The following is a 20,034-nucleotide window of genomic DNA, read 5'->3' on the forward strand; positions in this document are numbered from 1 at the left end:
CCGGTCGAGGAAAATCGAACGAGACCCTATCCATTGCTTACCATCGACCGACTCACCAAGACCTATGCATCCGGCGACACGGCGCTCCGTGAGGTGACCTTTCAGATTCCGCAGGGCCAGGTGGTGGGGCTGATCGGCCCCTCCGGGGCCGGCAAGTCGACCCTCATCCGCTGCATCAACCGCCTGGTGGAGCCCTCGGCCGGCACCGTGCGCCTGGGCGAGACCGACCTGGTCCCACTGCGCGGCCGTGAACTTCGCCGGGCCCGGCGCCGCATCGGCATGATCTTCCAGGAATATGCCCTGGTCGAGAGACTGACCGTGATGGAGAACGTGCTGTCCGGACGCCTCGGCTATGTGCCCTTCTGGCGCAGCTTCACCCGACGCTTTCCGGGCCCGGACATCGAGAACGCCTACCGACTGCTGGATCGGGTGGGGCTGCTGGCGCATGCCGACAAGCGAGCCGATGCCCTCTCGGGCGGGCAGCGCCAGCGCGTGGGCATCGCCCGGGCACTGGCCCAGGACCCCGAGCTGCTGCTGGTGGACGAACCCACCGCCAGCCTCGATCCCAAGACCAGCCGCCAGATCATGCGATTGATCACCGAGGTCTGCGCCGAGCGCGGGCTGCCGGCCATCGTGAACATCCACGATGTACCGCTGGCGCAACGCTATCTCGATCGCCTGATCGGGCTGAAGGCGGGTCAGGTCGTCTTCGACGATGCGCCCGACCACCTCGACGACATGACCCTCACTCGGATCTACGGCGCCGAGGACTGGAGCGGCGCGGAATCGGACGCGGACGCCGTCGATGGCGACGACGCGGCAACGCCCCGGATGATGCCCGCGAGGTCGGCATCATGACCTCGTCCCCTGGCTCCTGTTCATCCCATACCTACCCGCGCCACTGGCGGCGACCACCGCAGCTCATCACCACGCGCCGCTGGCGACTGGCCATACCGCTGCTGGCACTGGCCTATCTGATCCTCGCACTCGGCTCGCTGGAGGTCGAGGGCGCCCGTCTGATGGAGGGCCTGTCACGCGGCGCGCGCTTCGTTCAGGGCTTCCTGCAGCCGGATTTCACCAGCCGTTGGCACGACATCCGTCAGGGGCTGATCGAGAGCCTGACCATGACCCTGACCGCCACCGTGGTGGGCGTGCTGGTATCGATACCCATCGGGGTCGGGGCGGCACGCAACCTGTCGCCGCGCCCCGTCTACATGGTGTGCCGCTCGGTCGTGGCCATCAGCCGGTCGCTGCAGGAAATCATCATCGCCATCTTCCTGGTCGCCATGTTCGGCTTCGGGCCCTTCGCCGGCTTCCTCACCCTCGCCTTCGCCTCCATCGGCTTCGTGGCCAAACTGCTGGCCGACGACATCGAGGAGGCCAGCGCCAGCCAGATCGAGGCCATCCGCGCCACCGGGGCCAGTGGCCTGCAGCTGATCCACTATGCCATCCAGCCCCAGGTCATGCCGCGGCTGATCGGCCTGTCGCTCTACCGGCTGGACATCAACTTCCGGGAAAGCGCGGTGATCGGCATCGTGGGCGCCGGAGGCATCGGTGCCACCCTCAACACGGCCATCGACCGCTACGAGTACGACAGCGCCGGTGCCATCCTGCTGATCGTCATCGCCATCGTCATGTTCGCGGAATATGGCTCCAGCTACCTCAGGAAGACGCTGCAATGAGTGCCCTCGATTCCCGCCCGGGCGAACCCGCCCACTACTCGCAGGTCTGGTGCTTTCGCACACCGCGCGCCAGGCTGGCGCTATGGGGCGGCTGGGTGGCCCTGGTGGCGCTGTTCGTCTGGTGCTGGCAGGTGATGAACGCCAACACCCTGTGGGTCTTCGTCGCCGATGCACCCGACCAGGCAGTCGATATCGGAAGCCGTATGTTCCCGCCCGACCCGACCTACCTGCCCGAGCTGCTGCTGCCGCTATGGGACACCCTCAACATCGCCACGCTGGGCACGCTGGGCGGCATCATCCTGGCGATTCCGGTGGCCTTCCTCGCTGCCGGCAACACCACCCCCTCGACGCTGCTGGTGCGTCCCGTGGCGCTGTTCATCATCGTGAGTTCACGTTCGATCAATTCGCTGATCTGGGCACTGCTGCTGGTGGCGCTCATCGGCCCGGGCCTGCTGGCCGGCATCGTGGCCATCGCCCTGCGCTCCATCGGTTTCGTCGGCAAGCTGCTGTATGAAGCGATCGAAGAGACCGATGGCCGACAGGTCGAGGCGGTGACGGCCACCGGCGCCGGACGCGCCCAGGTCATCCACTACGGCATCGTGCCCCAGGTGCTGCCGGCCTTCTGGGGCATCGCGATGTTCCGCTGGGACATCAACATACGCGAGAGCACCATCCTGGGCCTGGTCGGTGCCGGCGGCATCGGCATGAAGCTGCAGTCCTCCATCGACACCCTGGCCTGGTCCCAGGTCGCCACTATCCTGATCGTGATCCTCGCCACGGTGGTGGTCAGTGAAGCCCTTTCGGCCCGAGTTCGCCGAGCGCTGATCTGAGCGTCATGGCGTGACGCAGGAAGTCGTCACGCCTGTGCCCGCTTCACCAGCCGCCGAATGAGGGCCAGGTCATGGCGCAGCAGCAGACGCTGGTCCTCGCCGAGCGCGTCGAGGGCGATCCAGCCATCGGCGATGCGGCCCTGACGCAGGGCATCACGCTGAGCCGACAGCAACAGCGCCTGCAAACGCTCCAGCGCCCGCCTCAGCTCGGCGGCAAGCGCCGCCTCAAGCCCTCCCGCCATCACCAGTGCGGCCAGGCGTTCGCGGGTGGCCATCGCCCGCACGCGATGACGCACACTCAGCAGGCGCACGGCGCCGACCAGCGGCAGCAGTCCACGGTGCTTGAGGTCCAGCGCCGACTCGGCCGGCGCCCCCTCGCCCCCGGCGGCCAGACGTCCGAAGCGGTCGAGCGCCACCGGGCACTCGTTCAACAGCGCCGCCATCTCGTCGAGGAACAATCCGGCCTCGGGCACGTGACGCATCACGCCATCGACCAGTCCGGTCGCCAGGGCCGCCTCCCCGTAGACCGGTGACGCATCGAGCAGGATATTGGCCTGCTGCACGCGCTTGACCCGCCGCTCGGCGGTCCAGATGGCCAGCTGGGCCTGCCACGCCGAGAGGCGCTTGCGCCACATCGGCCAGCGCGCCATGACGTGCCCCGGGCACAGCGGGATGCCGGCGGCGTCGAGAGCGGCGGTGAAGCGCTCGCCCAGCGCCTGGAAGTAGCCATCGATCTCGGTGTGACGGGCGTCCGCATAGTCGGCGATGACCATGGCATTGTCCTGGTCCGGGACCAGCAGACTCTCGTGGCGCGCCGCCGAGCCCAGGGTCAGCACGCAGAACGCCACCGGCGGCGCCCCCCAGCCCTGCTCCTGCATGGCGACGAGTGACGCCTCGATGGCGCGGCGATAGAGCGCATCGTTGTGGTCGCTGATCAACTGACTGATCCGCCAGGCCGGCAGGTCGAGGCGCACCAGCGCCGCCACCAGATCGCGCTGCCAGGCATGGGCCTCGGCCAGGCTCGGCGTCGGCCCCAGCCGTTCGATGGCCTCGCCCAGCGGCGCGAGCAGCGCCGGCAGCCGCCCGACATCGGGCACGATGTCGTCGGCGAACAGCGAGCGCCAGGTCGAGGTTCGGTGGAGCAGGTGCATCGGCATGCCCAAAAGAAGACTGCCTCCAGCGTAGCAAGCGCCTCGTCCTTGCCGGTTGACCGGGAGCAGTCATGCGGTGCCCTGCCCTCATTGCCGACCATAAAAAAGACGGCGCCCCTGGGGACGCCGTCGCTCGGAAGCCTCTGGCAGAGCCGGAGATCGGCTCAGCGATCGTCGAACAAGGCGTCGCCCAACTCGTCGATCATCCGCTCGGCCTTGCTGACCATCAGCGCCTCGCAGGCCTCGCGACCGGGCACCACATCGGAGCGCTCGAAGCGATGCTCGAGCACCTCCTCGTCCTCGCCGCGGGGCTTGCGGATCCAGCCGCTGACGCGATACTGGCCGCCCATCTCCTCACACTGGGGCACGATCAGGTAACCCTGATAGGACACCGGCTCGCCCTCTGGCGCGGCGGCAGGCGTCGTCTCTCCCTGGCCGAACAGACCGGATAGCAGTTTCTTCAGCATCGAAGCCTCCTGGATCAAGAGCGCCGACTTGACCGGCGCTAGGAAACACTGGATTTACGTGGCGAGCGAAGAGAGGTTGGTCGCCACCGGAGCACAGGAACCGCAGTGTAGCCTGCTACATGAGGATTCCGATCGGACCGGCGCTCCGGCACCGCTGGCGGCCAAGATATCGAGTGCAGCAGTAAATCCGCGTTTCCTTAGTCCTGCTGACGACCCTTACCCGCCGCAATACGCAGACGCAGGGCGTTGAGCTTGATGAAGCCCTCGGCATCCTTCTGGTCGTAGGCGCCGGCGTCGTCCTCGAAGGTGGCGATGGACTCATCGAACAGCGAGGCGTCGGACTTGCGGCCGGCCACGGTGGCGTTGCCCTTGTAGAGCTTCATGCGCACCACGCCGGAGACGTTCTTCTGGGTCTCGTCGATGGCGGCCTGCAGGGCACGACGCTCCGGGCTCCACCAGTAGCCGTTGTAGATCACCTCGGCGTACTTCGGCATCAGCTGGTCCTTGAGGTGGGCTTCCTCACGGTCCAGGGTCAGCGACTCGATGGCACGGTGGGCGCGCAGCATGATGGTGCCCCCCGGGGTCTCGTAGCAGCCGCGGGACTTCATGCCCACGTAGCGGTTCTCGACGATGTCGAGACGGCCGATGCCGTTGTCGCCGCCCATCTGGTTGAGCTTGGAGATGACCTCGTGGGGACGCATCGGCTCGCCGTCGATGGCCACGATGTCGCCGTTCTCATAGGTCAGCTCGACGTAGGTCGGGGTGTCCGGGGCCGCCTCCGGGGAGACGCTCCAGCGCCACATGTCTTCCTCGGCCTCGGTCCAGGGGTCCTCGAGGTTGCCGCCCTCGTAGGAGATGTGCAGCAGGTTGGCATCCATGGAGTACGGCGACTTCTTCTTCTGGCTGGTGAAGTCGACCGGGATGTCGTGCTGCTGGCAGTAGGCCATCAGCTTCTCGCGGGAGTTGAGGTCCCACTCGCGCCACGGGGCGATCACCTTGACGCCCGGCTTCAGCGCGTAGGCGCCGAGCTCGAAGCGCACCTGGTCGTTGCCCTTGCCGGTGGCACCGTGGGAGATGGCGTCGGCGCCGGTCTGGTTGGCGATCTCGATCAGGCGCTTGGCGATCAGCGGGCGCGCGATGGAGGTACCGAGCAGGTACTCGCCCTCGTAGATGGTGTTGGCGCGGAACATCGGGTAGACGTAGTCGCGGGCAAACTCCTCGCGCAGGTCCTCGATGTAGATTTCCTTGACGCCCAGTGCCTCGGCCTTGGCACGAGCCGGCTCGACTTCCTCGCCCTGACCGATGTCGGCGGTGAAGGTCACCACTTCGCAGTCGTAGGTTTCCTGCAACCACTTGACGATGACGGACGTGTCCAGGCCGCCGGAATAGGCAAGCACGACCTTCTTGACATCGGACATGCTGAGGCTCCTTTTAGCTGTTCGGTGTAGAGGGCCGATTATAGCGCGACCAGCCTGGCGCGAATACCGGCGCGGCGGGACGCATCGCGGTGAAACTGCTAGACTCCCGCGTTTCGAGACAACCCGACCCCAAGTCAAGGAGAGGTGCATGAGCGAGGTGGCCGCCCGCGAACTCATGGCACAACGCTTCCGCAGTTTCCTGCCCGTGGTGGTGGACCTGGAAACCGGCGGCTTCAATGCCCAAGGCGACGCGATCCTGGAGATCGCCGCCGTGACCCTGACCATGGACCCCGAGGGCAACCTGATGCCCGACGCCACCTATGCCTATCACGTCAATCCCTTCGAGGGGGCCAACGTCGAGCAGTCCGCCCTGGACTTCACCGGCATCCGCCTCGACGACCCGCTGCGCCAGCAAGTCGCGGTCAGCGAGGCCGAGGCGCTGGGCGAGATCTTCCGGCCGGTACGCAAGGCGATCAAGGCCAGCGGCTGCACCCGCGCCGTACTGGTGGGGCACAACGCCGCCTTCGATCACGGCTTCCTGAACGCCGCGGTGGAACGCTGCGGGATCAAGCGCAATCCCTTCCACCCCTTCTCGAGCTTCGACACCGCCTCGCTGGCCGGCCTGGTCTACGGCCAGACCGTGCTGGCCCGCGCCTGCCGCGCCGCCGGTATCGAGTTCGACAACAGCGAAGCCCACTCGGCGCGCTACGACACCGAACGCACCGCCGAGCTGTTCTGTGCCATGGTCAACCGCTACAAGGACCTGGGCGGCTGGCAGCTGGCCCAGCGCGAGCAGGGCATCGAAGAGCCGTAAGCGGCAAGCTGCGGGTAAGCGGGGCCAAGGTCAGCGGGGTCAGACCCTTAAGTGGCTCAAGTGGCACCCATAGCAAACACCCCCGCAGCCAGGCTGCGGGGGTGTTGTTCTTCCAGCTTCACGCTTCCAGGCGTGAAGCGCCGCTCTTCAAGCTTAGGCTTCAGATGCGTCGTCCTGATGCTTGGCGGCGGTCTCCTTGATCAGCGGCTCGAGCTCGCCGTTCTGGTACATCTCGACGACGATGTCGCAGCCGCCGACCAGCTCACCCTCGACCCACAGCTGCGGGAAGGTCGGCCAGTTGGCGACCTTGGGCAGCTCGGCGCGGATGTCCGGATTGTCCAGCACGTTGACGAAGGCGAAGCGCTCGCCGCAGGCCATCAGGGCCTGGACGGTCTGGGCAGAGAAGCCGCACTGCGGCAGCTGGGGGGTGCCCTTCATGTAGATCAGGATCGGGTTTTCGCTGATCTGGCGCTGGATGTTCTCGACGGTGGTACTCATCTGCATTCCCTCTGGATCGGTGGTGGCCGCCGCGCCAAGGACAATACCCGAGCGCGCAGGTGGGCCTTCGATGCCGCCATTGTACGGATGCCAGCCGCGTTGCGCATCCCCCGCCGGCTGGCTAGGATGGTCGTTTTTTCCCGTGGAGTGACGCCATGGCCACCCGCCATTTCCTGACCCTGCTCGACCTGAGTCCGGAAGAGCTGCGCTACCTGATTCAGCGCGGCATCACGATCAAGAACGGCCTGAAGACCCACGGCCCGACCTACACCCCGTTCGCCAATCGCACCCTGGCGATGATCTTCGAGAAGTCGTCGACGCGCACGCGGGTGTCGTTCGAGACCGCCATGGCCCAGTTCGGCGGCCACGCCCTGTTCCTGTCGCCCCGCGACACCCAGCTGGGCCGCGGCGAGCCGATCGGCGACACCGCCCGCGTCCTCTCGGAGATGGTCGACGCGGTGATGATCCGGACCTTCTCCCATGAAGGCCTCGAGGAGTTCTCCGACGCCAGCGACGTGCCGGTGATCAACGCGCTGACCGATGATTACCATCCCTGCCAGCTGCTGGCCGACGTCATGACCTGGACCGAGCTGCGCGGCAGCGTGCGCGGCCGCACGGCGGTATGGATCGGCGACGGCAACAACATGTGCCACTCCTGGATCAACGCCGCCCGCCAGTTCGAGTTCGACCTGCGCGTGGTCTGCCCCGAAGGCTACGAGCCGCGTCAGGACATCCTCGATGCCGCCGGTGACCGGGTGACCATCCACCGCGACCCGATGGCCGCCGTGGAAGGTGCCGACCTGGTGACCACCGACGTCTGGGCCTCCATGGGCCAGGAAGAAGAGCAGGCCAAGCGCGAGGCCGACTTCGCCGGTTTCCAGGTCAGCGAGGCGATGCTCGACCGCGCCGCCGACGACGTGCTGTTTCTGCACTGCCTGCCGGCCCACCGCGGCGAGGAGATCAGCGAGACCCTGCTCGAGGACCCGCGCGCCGTGGTCTGGCAGGAAGCGGGCAATCGCCTGCACGCGCAGAAGGCGCTGATCGAGTTCCTGCTGCTGGGCCGCGTCGAGAGCTGATCGACGCCTCTCTCGCTGCCCTCACGACGCCTCGGCAACACCGGGGCGTCGCTGTTTCTGCGGCTTTTCCACGCGACTGACACCATCGCAGCCACCAGCGACCAGCCGAGGAGCGGCGACGCCTCACGCCTCACGCCTTATACCTTGGTCTAACCCCCTTCCCGCCGGTATAATGCGCCGCAACATATGACACCGCGAGACAGGCCGTCCCTCATGACCACCCTCTCCGCCGGCAATATCGCCCAGCGCAGCCTCCGCCAGTGCCTCTGCAACATGGCCGAACTGCTCTATCGCCAGGGTCACGTGCTGGAAACCGTCTCCAGCCCCCATCGTGGCCTCGACCGCCAGGCCCTGAGCGCCCTCGCCGACGCCGAGCACGACTGGCCGAGCCATCAGCGCACCCTGGAGCGCAGCGAGGCCGCCACCTTCAACGCCCAGCGTCGCTTCGTGCTGACCGACCTGGGGCGAGAGCTGTTGTTCGAGATGTTTGGCGAGGGCGCCGCCGATATCGCCTAGGCAATCCGCGAAAAGTGCCTGCGCTCGGTAATACAGCGTCAAAAATCAGCTCGTGAGCGAGCCCGGTCAAAGTACTCATTTACAGCACGTAAACTCGCACGCGAGCCCGGTCCGCCTTCTCGCTGATTTTTTCCTTGCCTAACCTTCGCTCGTCGACTTTTCGGCATCGCCTGATCTCGGCGTCCTTCCCTTTCGCCACTCTGGCGACTTGCATCAACTCGACGTCGCCTAACGTCAACTTCTTCCCGGCGCCATGACGGACACTCCCTGCAGTTCACGCAAGGAGGTCTCCATGAACCGCAATGTCATCCTCACCTGCGCCATCACCGGCGCCGGCGACACCGCCGACAAGAACCCCAACGTCCCGGTCACCCCCCAGCAGATCGCCGACGACTGCATCGCCGCCGCCAAGGCTGGCGCCAGCGTCGCCCACATCCACGTCCGCGATCCCGAGACCGGTGGCATCAGCCACTCCACCGAGCACTTCCGCGAGGTGATGGAGCGAGTCCGCGAGGCGGACACCGACATCGTCATGAACATCACCGCCGGCGGCGGCGGCGACTGGATTCCCGACGTCGAGGACCCGACCCGCGGCGGCCCGGGCACCGACATCCAGACCCCGGCCGAGCGCCACGCGCCGGTCGGCGAGCTGCTGCCCGAGCTGTGCACCCTGGACTGCGGCAGCCTCAACTTCGGCGACATGGTCTACGTCAACACCGCCGACTGGCTGCGCGAGCATGCCCGCCTGGTCCAGGCCGCCGGCGTGAAGCCGGAGCTCGAGTGCTTCGACCTGGGCCACGTCTGGTTCGCCCGCCAGCTGCAGCAGGAAGGCCTGCTCGACGGCGACCCGCTGTTCCAGCTGTGCCTGGGCATCCCCTGGGGCGCCGAGGCCGATCCCGAGACCATGCTGGCGATGCGCAACAAGCTGCCGGAAAACGCCAACTGGGCGGCCTTCGGCATCGGCCGCCAGCAGATGCCCATGGTCGCCCAGGCGATGCTGCTCGGCGGCCACGCCCGCGTCGGCCTGGAGGATAACCTCTATCTGAGCAAGGGCGTGAAGGCGACCAACGCCCAGCTGGTCGAGAAGGCGGGCACCATCGTCGAGAACCTCGGCGGACGCATCATGCCCCCGGCCGAGACCCGCGCGCATCTCAAGCTGCGCGACCCGCGCACCGGTCAGACCGTCACCAGCACCCCGGGAGGTGAGGCATGAGCCGCCAACTGACGGTCATCGGCACCGGCGTCATCGGCAACGGCTGGATCGCCCGGGCGCTGGCCCAGGGCTGGGACGTGGTCGCCTTCGACCCCGCGCCGAACGCCGCCGAACGCACCCGCGCCTTCGTCGACAATGCCTGGCCGTCGCTCGAGAAGCTCGGCCTGGCCGAGGGCGCGGCCCCCACGCGACTGACCTTCGTCGACAGCCTCGAGGAAGCCGTGGCCGGCGCCGACCTGATTCAGGAGAACGTGCCGGAGCGCCTCGAACTCAAGCGCGAGATCCTCGCCGCCATCGACGCCGCGGCGGCGCCCGGCGCGATCATCGGCTCCTCCACCTCGGGCTTCAAGCCCAGCGACCTGCAGCGTGACTGCGCCTGGGTGCCGGGCCGGGTGATCGTCGCTCATCCCTTCAACCCGGTCTATCTGCTACCGCTGGTGGAGCTGGTCGGCGGCGAAGCCACCGAGCCCCGCCAGATCGAGCAGGCCCAGGCGCTCTACCAGGCGCTGGCCATGCGGCCGCTGGTGGTGCGTCGCGAGATCGAAGGGCATATCGCCGACCGACTGATGGAGGCGCTGTGGCGCGAGGCCCTGCACCTGGTCAACGACGGCGTGGCCACCACCGAGGAAGTGGATGCCGCCGTGGTCTACGGCTGTGGCCTGCGCTGGTCGCTGATGGGCACCTTCCTGACCTTCCATCTGGCCGGGGGCGAACAGGGCATGCGTCACATGCTTGAGCAGTTCGGCCCGGCGCTGAAACTGCCCTGGACCAAGCTCGAGGCCCCGGAACTCACCGACGAGCTGATCGACAAGGTGGTCGAGGGCTGCGAGTTCCAGGCCGCCGAGCGCCCGGTCGCCGAGCTCGACCGTCGCCGCGACGACTTCCTGGTCGAGCTGCTCGACCTGGTGCAGAAGTACTGGCCCGAGGCCGAAGGCCTGGAAGGACGCATCTGATGGCACTGCTCGAGACCCGCGTCGTCCCGGAATGGGTCGACTACAACGGCCATATGAACGACGCCGAATACGCCCGGGTGTTCTCTCTGGGCGTGGAGGCGCTGATGGACGCCATCGGCCTCGACGAGGCCGGCCGTCGGCGCCATGGCTACACCGTCTATACCCTGGAGACCCATCTCTGCTATCGCCGCGAGGCCCATGAAGGTCAGCCGCTGGCGGTGGACGTGACCGTGCTCGACCGCGACGCCAAACGGCTTCACGTCTTCTTCGAGATGCGCGATACCGAGGGCACCCTGCTGGCCACCAGCGAGCAGATGCTGATGGGCATCGACAGTGAGGCCGGGCGCCCGGCGCCCTTCCCCGACCCCGTCGAGGCGGCCATCGGCGAGCTGCCAATCGCCGCAGCGGATGCCTGGCCGGACGCCGCCGGACGCCGCATCGGGCTGCCCGCCAAGCGCTGACGACGATCGAGCACATGACAACGCTTCTCCGCCCGGTCGATGCCGGGCGGATACGGGATCGCCGGCCCGCGGCCCGGCCCGAGAGGAGAAAAATTATCACCACGCCAACTCCCCCCACCCCACCGACTCGCCGTGCCAGTCATGAGGTGGAGACCTCCACCGACTACATGATCACCGAACTGTCGCAAAATGGTGTCTTCAGCGGCATGCACAAGGGCATGACCATCACCGCGGCCTTGCTGGTGCTGGCATTCGTGCTCTTCACCGGCATGATGCCGGACCTGGCCGGCGGCCTGTTCGGCACCACCCGTGCCTGGATCGAGAGCACCTTCAGCGGCTACTACCTGGTGACCGTGATGCTGCTGATGGCGGTGTGCGCCTTCATCGTGATCAGCCGCTACGGCAGCGTGCGCCTGGGCCCCGACGACAGCCGCCCCGACTTCAGCAACTTCGCCTGGTTCTCGATGCTGTTCTCGGCCGGCATCGGCATCGGCATCCTGTTCTTCGGCGTGGCCGAGCCGGTCTTCTACTTCGACAACGCCGGCGCCTTCGGCTACCCCAACAATCCCCATGCCGACATGGCCGGGGCCACCGCCATGAACCACGAGCGCGCCATCGATGCGCTGCGCGTCTCGGTGTTTCACTGGGGGCTGCACGGCTGGGCGATCTACGTGATCGTCGGCATGTCACTGGCCTACTTCGCCTACCGCAAGGGGCTTCCGCTGGCGCTGCGCTCGGCGCTCTATCCCTTCATCGGCGAACGCATCTTCGGACCGGTCGGCCACTTGGTGGACATCCTCGGCGTACTCGGCTGCGTGTTCGGCGTCGCCACCTCGCTGGGCCTGGGCGTCAGCCAGATGGCAGTGGGCCTGGAGCGTCTGGTCGGCATCGGCGCGGGCCTCGACACCCAGCTGACCCTGATCGCCGTGATCTCGTTGATTTCGATCCTCTCGGTGGTCTCGGGCGTGAAGAAAGGCATCAAGGTGATCTCCGAGCTCAACATCTGGGTCTCGGTGGTGGTCGTTGGTGCCTTCCTGATCGGCGGCCCGACCCTGTGGCTGGTGAGCGCCTTCGGCGAGACGGTGCTCGACTACGCCGTCAACTTCCTTCCCATGGGACTGTGGTTCGCCGACGAGCCCGGCACCACCGAGTGGCAACAGGGGTGGACCATCTTCTACTGGGGCTGGTGGCTGGCCTGGGCACCGTTCGTCGGCCTGTTCATCGCACGCATCTCCCGGGGCCGCACCCTGCGTGAGTTCGTGCTCGGCGTGCTGCTGGTGCCGACCCTGATCATCTTCGTATGGCTGATCATCTTCGGCGGCAACGCCCTCTACCAGGAGCTGCATGCCGCGGGCGGCCCGGGCAGCGGCGGGATCATCGAGCTGGTCAACGCCTGGAACCTGCCGGCCGCGCTGTTCGAGAGCGCCGACGGCATCGCCGGCACCGGCACCCTCGGCTGGGTGCTCTCGGCGTTGATGGTGTTCCTGCTGATGAGCTGGTTCGTCACCTCCTCGGACTCCGGTACCCTGGTGCTGACCACCATCCTGTCGCTGGGCAACGAGGAGCCGCCGCAGCGCTTCCGGGTCTTCTGGGGCGTGGTGATCGGGCTGGTGGCGGCAGCACTGCTGGTGGCCGGCGGCCTCAAGGCGCTGCAGACCGCGTTGATCGCCGCCGCACTGCCGCTGAGCGTGGTCATCCTGGTGATGACCGGCGGGGTGCTGCTCTCGCTGCTGCGCGAGTCGCGTCGCGCGCCTGCATCGGCGGCGAAACGCTAGCACGGTCCTATCGATCACCAGGGCAGGCAACAGGAAGGCCCGATCCGGCATCGCCGGATCGGGCCTTTCATCACGGGGCCAACGCCCCGACATATCTCGCTACGTTCAGTACTGGCCGAGAGTGGCCTCCAGCTTGAACAGGCTGGCGGACAGCTCGCCCGGCGTCATCACCGGCGAGGCGGGCGCCACCACGGACGGCCAGGCCTTCAGCGTGGCGTCATAGGCCGCCATCAGCTCGTCCCGTGTCTCGTCATCATACAGGTCGGCGTGCTGCTCGAGCTGCTCGCGGGCGATCTGCACGAAGCCGAAGCTGTCCTGATATTCCAGCACGTTGACGAACTCGCCGTCGTCGCCGATGGCTTCCTGGTACTCGTGCATGGCCTGGCTCAGCAGCGCCAGCTGGATGCGGCTCTGGAAGGCCACGTCGCCGCGCAGATCGGCGTCGACCGTCTCCAGCGCCCCATCGATGGCATCGAATGCCGCCTCATAGGCCTCGTCATGGCTGCCCCACTCGCCGCCCTCGCGGGTATCGGCGATCAGCGCCTCGAGAGCGGGCTCGACATCGTCGACGCCGCGTTCCTCGAAGGCCGGCGCCATGGGCTCGTAGAGTTCATGGATCGGATGACCGAAGTGCGGCTGGGCAGCGGTCTGCTCGCCTTCCTGGTAGAGCTCGCGCGCCACGGTCAGGTGGCCCTTCATCATGGCGAGGTTGGTGGCATAGACGCCGGGATTGGTGACGTTCATGACGTGGCCGGCTTCGCCGCCTTCACCACCTTCGCCGCCTTCACCACCTTCGCCACCTTCACCACCTTCGCCGCCGGCCGAAGCGTTCAGGTAAGCGAAGACGGCGTAGGGATCGGCCGAGGCACCGGCTTCACCGCCTTCACCGCCTTCACCGCCTTCACCGCCTTCACCGCCATGATGGCCGGATTCACCACCTTCGCCGCCGTGATGGCCGGATTCTCCACCCTCGCCACCTTCGCCGCCGTGATGGCCGGATTCACCACCCTCGCCGCCTTCACCGCCATGATGGCCGGATTCGCCACCCTCGCCGCCTTCGCCGCCGTCATGGTGACCGCTTTCGCCACCCTCGCCGCCTTCACCGCCATCGTGGTGACCGCTTTCGCCACCCTCGCCACCTTCGCCGCCGTGATGGCCGTATTCGCCGCCTTCATCGCCATGGTCGGCGTGTGCCAGCATCGGCTGGTCGGGGCCTTGGGTGAACGCCGCCGAAGCATCGGGCTCCGCCCCACTGGCGGTGCCGGCCCCCAGCAGGACAGTGGTACCAACGCCGACCCAGAGCTTGGTTCGAGTAGAGTGAGACATGGACGCTTCCTTTTGATGTTGTGATTGCCGGGACACGCGGCCCTGAGGCCGACTCAAGCGGCCATAGGGTGCTACCTCGGGAAGTGTAATGCAAACGATTCACAGTCGTTTATAATCCGCGACACATCCTCAGCTCCCGGAGCACCGACCGTGATCCTCTGCATCGACCAGACCATCCCTTCCGAGCTGCTGTCCCGCGTGTGCGCCACGCTGGCCGGCAGCGAATTCCGCGACGGACGCGAGACCGCCGGCTGGCACGCACGCACGGTCAAGCAGAACCAGCAGGCCGACGGCCGTCACCCCGACATCGCCGAACTGCGCCAGGAGGTCACCAAGGCCCTCCACGACCATCCGCTGTTCCAGATGGCGGCGCGCCCGAAGCAAATGAAGCCGCTGATGTTCAGCCGCTACCAGGAAGGCATGACCTACGGCAACCACGTCGACGATGCGGTGATGGCCACGCCCCAGGGCGCCATGCGCACCGACCTGTCGTTCACCCTCTTCCTCAACGATCCGGACAGCTATGACGGCGGCGAGCTGCTGATGGACACCCCCGCCGGCGAGCAGACCTACAAGCTGCCGGCCGGCGGACTGATCCTCTATCCCTCCTCGACCCTGCATCGCGTCGAACCGGTCACCCGCGGCGAGCGCCTTGCCGCGGTGGGCTGGGCCCAGAGCCAGGTCCGCGACCCGCAGCAGCGCGAGATCCTCTTCGACCTGGATACCACTCGCCGCCAGGAGTTCGACGCCAACGGCAAGACCCTGACCTTCGACATGCTGTCCAAGAGCCTGGCGAATCTGCTGAGAATGTGGGCGGAGGTGTAGTCGACCGCCTCAGCCTCGCCGCACCTCCCGCGGCGAGGCACCGAAGTGCTGGCGAAAGGCCCGCGAGAAGCTGGAACTCGAGGTGAAGCCACAGGCCAGGGCCACGCCGAGCACCTCGAGGTCCGTTTCCTCCAGCAGCTGACGCGCCCGGGCCAGGCGCAGCGCCAGGTACCAGTCACGGGGCGAGCGTCCCAGCTCGCGCTCGAACAGCCGCTGCAGCTGTCGTAGCGAGACGCCGCTGCGGCTCGCCACGTCCTCCAGCGTCAGCGGCGTTTCCAGGTGGCGCTCCATCAGTTCGACGGCCTCCGCCAGCCGTGGGCTATGCGTGGCCAGGCGCCGCGCCTGGGTCATGCGCTGTGAATCGTGACGGGTGCGCATGCGCTCGTGAATCAGCTGTTCGGACACGTCGACAGCCAGCCGCTGCCCGTGACGCCGGGCGATCACGTCCAGCGCCATGTCCATGGCCGCCGCCCCGCCGGCGCAGGAGAAGCGCCGCTCGCCCAGCTCGAACAGCTCGTCGGAGGTCTCGATCGCCGGGAAGCGCTCGCGGAAGGCCGGCAGGCTCTCCCAGTGCAGGGTCACCCGCTCGCCCTCCAGCAGCCCCGCCGCGGCCAGCAGGAAACCGCCGGTATCGAGCCCGCCCAACGCGCAGCCGGCCCCGTCCAGCCGATGCAGCCAGCGCATCAGCCCACGGCTCAGGTAACGCTCGGGATCGAAACCGCTGCAGACCGCCAGCGACGCGGGATGATAGCGCGCCTCGATGTCCTGATCGGCCAGCAGCGTCATGCCGTTGGAAGCCGTGACCGGCCCGCCGTCCTCACTGATCAGCGTCCACTCGAACAGCGGCCGACCGCTGATGCGATTGGCGATGCGCAGAGGCTCCACGGCCGAGAAGAAGGCCATCATCGAGAAACGGGGCAGCAGGAGGAACCCGATCGGCTCGGGCAGCGGGCCGGCATAGTCGAGGCGCATGGCAGCGGATGTACGGCAAGGAAAGGGCCGACATGATGACCGGCCCCAGGTGAAGGAACAAGCCTGCCGGGCGGTCACCGCTCGACATTGCATCCCCCGGCGCCGGCTCTACAATCGTGGTGCACCCTACCCCGCTGCCGCCACGAGGCCCATGAGACTGACGCCCAACGTCCCCGCACCGGAGCGGATCGACTTCCTGCTGCTGCCGCGCTTCGCCATGGTGGCGTTCTTCTCGGCGATCGAACCGCTGCGCATCGCCAATCGCATCAGCGGTCGGCCGCTGTTCGAGTGGCGGCTGATCGGCCGCGACGGCGAGCCGGTGGTCGCCTCCAACGGCATGACCCTGGCGGTCGATCACGCCCTGGATGAGGCCCCGCTCGCGCCCAGCCTGGCGGTGTGCGCCAGCTTCGAGCCGGAAGCCGCCATCGACCAGACGCTGGTCGACTGGCTGCGCGAGCGCGCCGCGGCGGGCTGCCGGCTTGGCGGCATGGACACGGGCTGCTTCGTGCTGGCCACCGCCGGCCTGCTCGACGACCAGACGGTGACGCTGCACTGGGAATCGCTGCCCGAGTTCCGTGCCCGCTTTCCCGGCATCGACGCGGTGGAGTCACTCTACGAGGTGACGCCGGAGGGTTTTTCCTGCGCCGGTGGCAGTTCGTCCATCGACATGAGTCTCGACCTGATCCGACGACGCCACGGCCGCGAGCTGGCCGAGCGGGTCCGCGACCAGCTGCTGCACGACCAGGGCCGACGCCCGGCCAGCCGCCAGCGTGACCCTGCCGCCCCCGAGGATCCGACACTCCACCGCGCCCTCGACCTGATGGACGCCAATCTGGACACGCCGCTGGAGATTCGCCGACTGGCCGACGAGCTCGACCTCTCCTGGCGGCGGCTGGATCGTCTGTTCGCCCGTCATCTGGGCACGTCGCCGCAGCGGGCCTACCTGGCGCGTCGGCTGGACCACGCCCGGCGGCTGCTGCAGGAGACCCGGCATTCCGTGATGGACGTCGCTCTGGCCAGCGGCTTCGCCTCCGCCTCCAGCTTCACCCGCGCCTTCCGCCAACGGCATGGCATGACGCCCAGCGAACTTCGACAGCGACGCTGAGCCCCGATACCCGGCCTCCGACACCTGAACTCCGATACCCCAGGACGTTCGCCGCGTTGACACACGGATGCCCATACGGTTTCACTTGAAACCAAATGAACCGTGATCAGAGGAACCCCATCATGACAGCCGCCTGGCAGCAGTACCGCAGCGCCCCACCCTTCGGCACCCGCGTCGCACCCGCCATCGATCTGCCCGAGCACGGACACCTGAGCCTGACCGTGGAGAGCGAGCGCGGCCGCTTTCCGCTGCTGGTGGTGCGCCTCGCCGACGATGCCCTGGTCGCCTACGTCAACGCCTGCCCGCACCAGTACCTGCCCCTCGACCAGCGCGGCAACCGCCTGCTCAGCGACGACGGCGAGACACTGCGCTGCACCAACCACGACGCCGCCTTCGCCACGCGCAGCGGCGAAGGCGTAGGCGGCCTGGGGACGGGCTGCGCCCTGGACCCGGTGCCGGTGCATGTGGAGGACGACTGGCTGGTCATCGGCAACGTTTCGTAAAACGCCTCGCCTAGCGCCTATCTGTCGAATCGTGCACAGTCGGCGTCGAATCATGACGCTAGCCCACGGGACTGCGCTGGCATCCTGAGCCGGAACATACATCGCTCGGGAGACTAGCCCATGACCGACGCCGCACTGCCCCTCACCCCCGACTACGACGCCTGGCCGATCGACGCCGACCTCGATGCCGTCTCCTTCACCTCGCGCCTGGTCACGGTGCGCTGGAGCGACGGCCGCGTCAGCCGCTATCACGGCATCTGGCTGCGCGAGAACGCCGCCGACGAGACCACCGTCAATCCCGCGACCCGCGAGCGCATCCTGGACCTCTCGGCCCTGCCGGCATGGCCGGAGATCGAAGGCGCCGACATCGATGCCGCCGGCGCGCTGTGCGTGACCTTCGCTCCCGAGGACCGTCGCCTGCGCTTCCACCCCGGCTGGCTGCGCGCCCACGACTACGACAACGCCGGCGATCCCGAGGCGCCGCTGGTCCCGGTGACCCTCTGGCACGGCAGCCCCGATGCCGGCCCCGACACCCTCGACGCCAGCGGCCTGCTCGATACCGCCCCCGCCAGCGAGGCCGAGGAGGCGATCCTCGCGCCGGCGCTCGAGAGCGTGCTCGGCAAGGGGCTGGTAAGACTGCGCGGCCTGCCCACCGAGCCCGGCTCGCTGGAGGCCATCGCCCATCGCATCGGCCCGATCCGCGATACCAATTTCGGCGGCCTGTTCAACGTCAAGGCCAAGCCGGACCCGGACTCCAACGCCTACACCTCCATCGCCCTGCCGCCCCACACCGACCTGCCGACCCGCGAGTACCATCCGGGCCTGCAGATGCTGCACTGCCTGGAAAACAGCGTGGAGGGCGGCCAGGCGGTGATGCTCGATGGCTTCGCGGTGGCCGAGGCACTGCGTGAGCGAAACCCCGAGGCCTGGGAGACCCTGACCCGGGTGCGCTGGTGCTACGCCAACACCGCCAGGACCACCGACCATGTGTGGTTCGAGCCGATGATCCGCCTCGACGCCCGCGGCGAGCTGCTCGAGGTACGCATCGCCGACTTCCTGCGCGGCCCGCTGCAGACCGCCTTCGAGGACGTGGAGCCGGCCTACGAGGCGCTGATGGCACTGCAGCGGCTGCTGCGCGACCCGGCCTTCGCCATTCGCTTCACCTACGCGCCCGGCGACCTGGTGATCTTCGACAACCGCCGCCTGCTGCACGCCCGCGACGCCTTCGAGGGCAGCACCGGCCATCGCTGGCTGCAGGGCTGCTACATGGAGCGCGACGAGATCCGCTCGCGCTATCGCATGGTGCAGCGCGCCCGCCGGCAGCGGCGCATCGGCGTCGAGGCCTGACCCGGGCCTCGTCTCCCTAGCCGGGGCCTCGGGCCGCCGTCTCTCTTGGCGCTTCCCCGAAGCGCGCCCGATAGGCCCGGGAGAAGTGCGCAAGATGGCTGAAACCGTTGGCCAGGGCGGCCTCGGTGACCGTGGCGTGGCTGGCCGAGAGCAATCGCTGCGCCCGGTCGAGCCGCATCCCCAGGTAGCACTGCTTGGGCGTCTCGCCGAAATGCGCCAGAAACAGCCGCGAAAGCTGCCGCTGGGACTGACCCGCCAGGCGGCAGATCTCGGGGATGGGCAGTGCTTTGGCCAGGTTGGCTTCCATCACCGCCAGACTCTTCACCACGCTACGCGGCAGGTTCGCGTAGTGTGATGGCGTCACCTCGCCGATCGCGTCTCCATCCTCGCCCTCCCCGCCGTCTGCACCGCTCGAGGCATCGTGGCGGTCATGGACCAGCTGACGGCTCACTGCATCGGCCAGCGCCGGCCCGTAATCCCGGGCGATGCGATCCAGCATCATGTCGATCCCGGTAGTGCCACCGGCGCCGGTCTGGCGCGTCGCATCGGACGAGAAGCGACGCCGACTGATCCTGAGAGCGGGAAACTCACGCCGGAAAGCCGGCACGCTCTCCCAGTGCATGGCCACGCGATGCCCCTCCAGCACTCCGGCCCGCGCCAGGATGAAGGGCGCCGTGTCCAGCCCACCCAGCCAGCCGCCATGCGCCGCGATCCGGCGCAGCACCGCACGGTCCTGGGCCATCACCGTGGCCTCCGCCTCGTAGGACGACACCACCATCAGGTGGGCATCGTCCGGCGCGTCGGCCAGCCGGCCATCCACCTCGATACACACGCCATTGCTGGCGACCACGCCCTCGCCATCCACCGAGCGCAGCCGCCAGGCGAACAGTTCCCGCCCGAAGCGATTGGCCACCCGCAGCGGCTCGAGCATGCAGAACAGCGTCAGCATCGAGAACTTGGGCAACAGCCAGACGTCCAGCGTCTGCTCGGCCTGCTCCGGCGACAGCAGTGGCGGTGAATCCGGCCGCGGATAGGGCCAGACGGCGGAAACCTCCTCGCCTACGTCCAAATTCATCAACCTTATGGCGGATTTTATCAAATT

General features: G+C 67.6%; 22 protein-coding genes. 15 read left to right on the plus strand and 7 right to left on the minus strand.

The features are described from left to right. Positions 1–33: 33 nt before the first annotated feature. Genes phnC through phnE (QWG60_RS09530) form a run of 3 tightly spaced genes read left to right on the plus strand, consistent with a single transcriptional unit; the run spans position 34 to position 2,512 of the window. On the plus strand, positions 34–858 hold the full coding sequence (gene phnC, locus QWG60_RS09520; RefSeq protein ID WP_146908997.1) for a phosphonate ABC transporter ATP-binding protein: 825 nt from the start codon (positions 34–36) through the stop codon (positions 856–858). Further along, complete coding sequence (gene phnE, locus QWG60_RS09525; RefSeq protein ID WP_146908995.1) at positions 855–1,682, plus strand: phosphonate ABC transporter, permease protein PhnE; 828 nt, start codon at positions 855–857, stop codon at positions 1,680–1,682. The genes phnC and phnE (QWG60_RS09525) overlap by 4 nt, the downstream gene beginning before the upstream one ends. Then, complete coding sequence (gene phnE / locus QWG60_RS09530; RefSeq protein ID WP_146908993.1) at positions 1,679–2,512, plus strand: phosphonate ABC transporter, permease protein PhnE; 834 nt, start codon at positions 1,679–1,681, stop codon at positions 2,510–2,512. The genes phnE (QWG60_RS09525) and phnE (QWG60_RS09530) overlap by 4 nt, the downstream gene beginning before the upstream one ends. A gap of 26 nt (positions 2,513–2,538) precedes the next feature. Here the strand turns inward: phnE (QWG60_RS09530) and QWG60_RS09535 are convergent, their stop codons facing one another. From QWG60_RS09535 to QWG60_RS09545, 3 genes are all read right to left on the minus strand, one after another. Beyond that, positions 2,539–3,663 carry a DUF294 nucleotidyltransferase-like domain-containing protein gene (locus tag QWG60_RS09535; protein ID WP_146908991.1) on the minus strand — a complete coding sequence of 375 codons (1,125 nt, stop codon included), beginning with the start codon at positions 3,661–3,663 and terminating at the stop codon, positions 2,539–2,541. A 164-nt stretch (positions 3,664–3,827) separates the two neighbouring features. Next, positions 3,828–4,130 carry an HlyU family transcriptional regulator gene (locus tag QWG60_RS09540; RefSeq protein WP_046078158.1) on the minus strand — a complete coding sequence of 101 codons (303 nt, stop codon included), beginning with the start codon at positions 4,128–4,130 and terminating at the stop codon, positions 3,828–3,830. A 197-nt stretch (positions 4,131–4,327) separates the two neighbouring features. Continuing rightward, positions 4,328–5,548, minus strand: coding sequence for an argininosuccinate synthase (locus tag QWG60_RS09545; RefSeq protein ID WP_146908989.1), 1,221 nt, complete (start codon positions 5,546–5,548; stop codon positions 4,328–4,330). A gap of 148 nt (positions 5,549–5,696) precedes the next feature. On the opposite strand from QWG60_RS09545, the gene rnt reads away from it, so the two are divergent. Then, positions 5,697–6,362: a ribonuclease T gene (gene rnt, locus QWG60_RS09550; RefSeq protein WP_035598185.1), complete on the plus strand. Its 666-nt coding sequence runs from the start codon at positions 5,697–5,699 to the stop codon at positions 6,360–6,362. Positions 6,363–6,515: 153 nt separating this feature from the next. On the opposite strand, the gene QWG60_RS09555 is transcribed toward rnt, so the two are convergent. Then, complete coding sequence (locus tag QWG60_RS09555) at positions 6,516–6,860, minus strand: Grx4 family monothiol glutaredoxin (protein WP_107181471.1); 345 nt, start codon at positions 6,858–6,860, stop codon at positions 6,516–6,518. A 155-nt stretch (positions 6,861–7,015) separates the two neighbouring features. On the opposite strand from QWG60_RS09555, the gene argF reads away from it, so the two are divergent. The 6 genes from argF to QWG60_RS09585 all read left to right on the plus strand — a co-directional run bounded on the left by argF (position 7,016) and on the right by QWG60_RS09585 (position 12,854). After that, positions 7,016–7,936 carry an ornithine carbamoyltransferase gene (argF, locus tag QWG60_RS09560; protein ID WP_146908987.1) on the plus strand — a complete coding sequence of 307 codons (921 nt, stop codon included), beginning with the start codon at positions 7,016–7,018 and terminating at the stop codon, positions 7,934–7,936. Positions 7,937–8,149: 213 nt separating this feature from the next. Beyond that, positions 8,150–8,452: a hypothetical protein gene (locus QWG60_RS09565; RefSeq protein ID WP_035598189.1), complete on the plus strand. Its 303-nt coding sequence runs from the start codon at positions 8,150–8,152 to the stop codon at positions 8,450–8,452. Between the two features lie 292 nt (positions 8,453–8,744). Further along, entirely contained in the window at positions 8,745–9,665 is a 921-nt protein-coding gene (locus QWG60_RS09570; protein ID WP_146908985.1) for a BKACE family enzyme, read from the plus strand. Continuing rightward, a complete protein-coding gene (locus tag QWG60_RS09575) occupies positions 9,662–10,618 on the plus strand; it encodes an L-carnitine dehydrogenase (RefSeq protein ID WP_046078070.1) in 957 nt (318 codons plus the stop codon). Before QWG60_RS09570 ends, QWG60_RS09575 begins: the two co-directional genes overlap by 4 nt. Further along, positions 10,618–11,079, plus strand: coding sequence for a thioesterase family protein (locus tag QWG60_RS09580; protein WP_107181474.1), 462 nt, complete (start codon positions 10,618–10,620; stop codon positions 11,077–11,079). The genes QWG60_RS09575 and QWG60_RS09580 overlap by 1 nt, the downstream gene beginning before the upstream one ends. 167 nt (positions 11,080–11,246) lie before the next feature. Then, a complete protein-coding gene (locus tag QWG60_RS09585; protein WP_046078080.1) occupies positions 11,247–12,854 on the plus strand; it encodes a BCCT family transporter in 1,608 nt (535 codons plus the stop codon). A gap of 105 nt (positions 12,855–12,959) precedes the next feature. Here QWG60_RS09585 and QWG60_RS09590 read toward each other — a convergent pair whose 3' ends face one another. Beyond that, positions 12,960–13,598 carry a hypothetical protein gene (locus QWG60_RS09590; RefSeq protein WP_186810075.1) on the minus strand — a complete coding sequence of 213 codons (639 nt, stop codon included), beginning with the start codon at positions 13,596–13,598 and terminating at the stop codon, positions 12,960–12,962. Positions 13,599–13,601: 3 nt separating this feature from the next. On the opposite strand from QWG60_RS09590, the gene QWG60_RS09595 reads away from it, so the two are divergent. Beyond that, on the plus strand, positions 13,602–14,204 hold the full coding sequence (locus QWG60_RS09595; protein WP_186810074.1) for a hypothetical protein: 603 nt from the start codon (positions 13,602–13,604) through the stop codon (positions 14,202–14,204). 126 nt (positions 14,205–14,330) lie between these two features. Beyond that, entirely contained in the window at positions 14,331–15,005 is a 675-nt protein-coding gene (locus QWG60_RS09600; protein ID WP_146908982.1) for a Fe2+-dependent dioxygenase, read from the plus strand. Between the two features lie 9 nt (positions 15,006–15,014). Here the strand turns inward: QWG60_RS09600 and QWG60_RS09605 are convergent, their stop codons facing one another. Further along, positions 15,015–15,977 carry a GlxA family transcriptional regulator gene (locus tag QWG60_RS09605; protein ID WP_107181476.1) on the minus strand — a complete coding sequence of 321 codons (963 nt, stop codon included), beginning with the start codon at positions 15,975–15,977 and terminating at the stop codon, positions 15,015–15,017. A gap of 151 nt (positions 15,978–16,128) precedes the next feature. Between QWG60_RS09605 and QWG60_RS09610 the strand changes: the two genes are divergently transcribed. From QWG60_RS09610 to QWG60_RS09620, 3 genes are all read left to right on the plus strand, one after another. Then, the gene (locus QWG60_RS09610; RefSeq protein ID WP_046078066.1) at positions 16,129–17,082 is read left to right on the plus strand and encodes a GlxA family transcriptional regulator; all 954 of its coding nucleotides are present in this window, start codon (positions 16,129–16,131) and stop codon (positions 17,080–17,082) included. Between the two features lie 122 nt (positions 17,083–17,204). Further along, on the plus strand, positions 17,205–17,585 hold the full coding sequence (locus QWG60_RS09615; RefSeq protein WP_046078065.1) for a Rieske (2Fe-2S) protein: 381 nt from the start codon (positions 17,205–17,207) through the stop codon (positions 17,583–17,585). Positions 17,586–17,705: 120 nt separating this feature from the next. After that, the gene (locus tag QWG60_RS09620; protein ID WP_046078064.1) at positions 17,706–18,932 is read left to right on the plus strand and encodes a TauD/TfdA family dioxygenase; all 1,227 of its coding nucleotides are present in this window, start codon (positions 17,706–17,708) and stop codon (positions 18,930–18,932) included. 16 nt (positions 18,933–18,948) lie between these two features. Here the strand turns inward: QWG60_RS09620 and QWG60_RS09625 are convergent, their stop codons facing one another. Then, entirely contained in the window at positions 18,949–20,007 is a 1,059-nt protein-coding gene (locus tag QWG60_RS09625; RefSeq protein WP_046078063.1) for a GlxA family transcriptional regulator, read from the minus strand. Positions 20,008–20,034: the final 27 nt, after the last annotated feature.

The organism is Halomonas halophila, assembly GCF_030406665.1.
GTDB classification, from domain to species: domain Bacteria; phylum Pseudomonadota; class Gammaproteobacteria; order Pseudomonadales; family Halomonadaceae; genus Halomonas; species Halomonas halophila.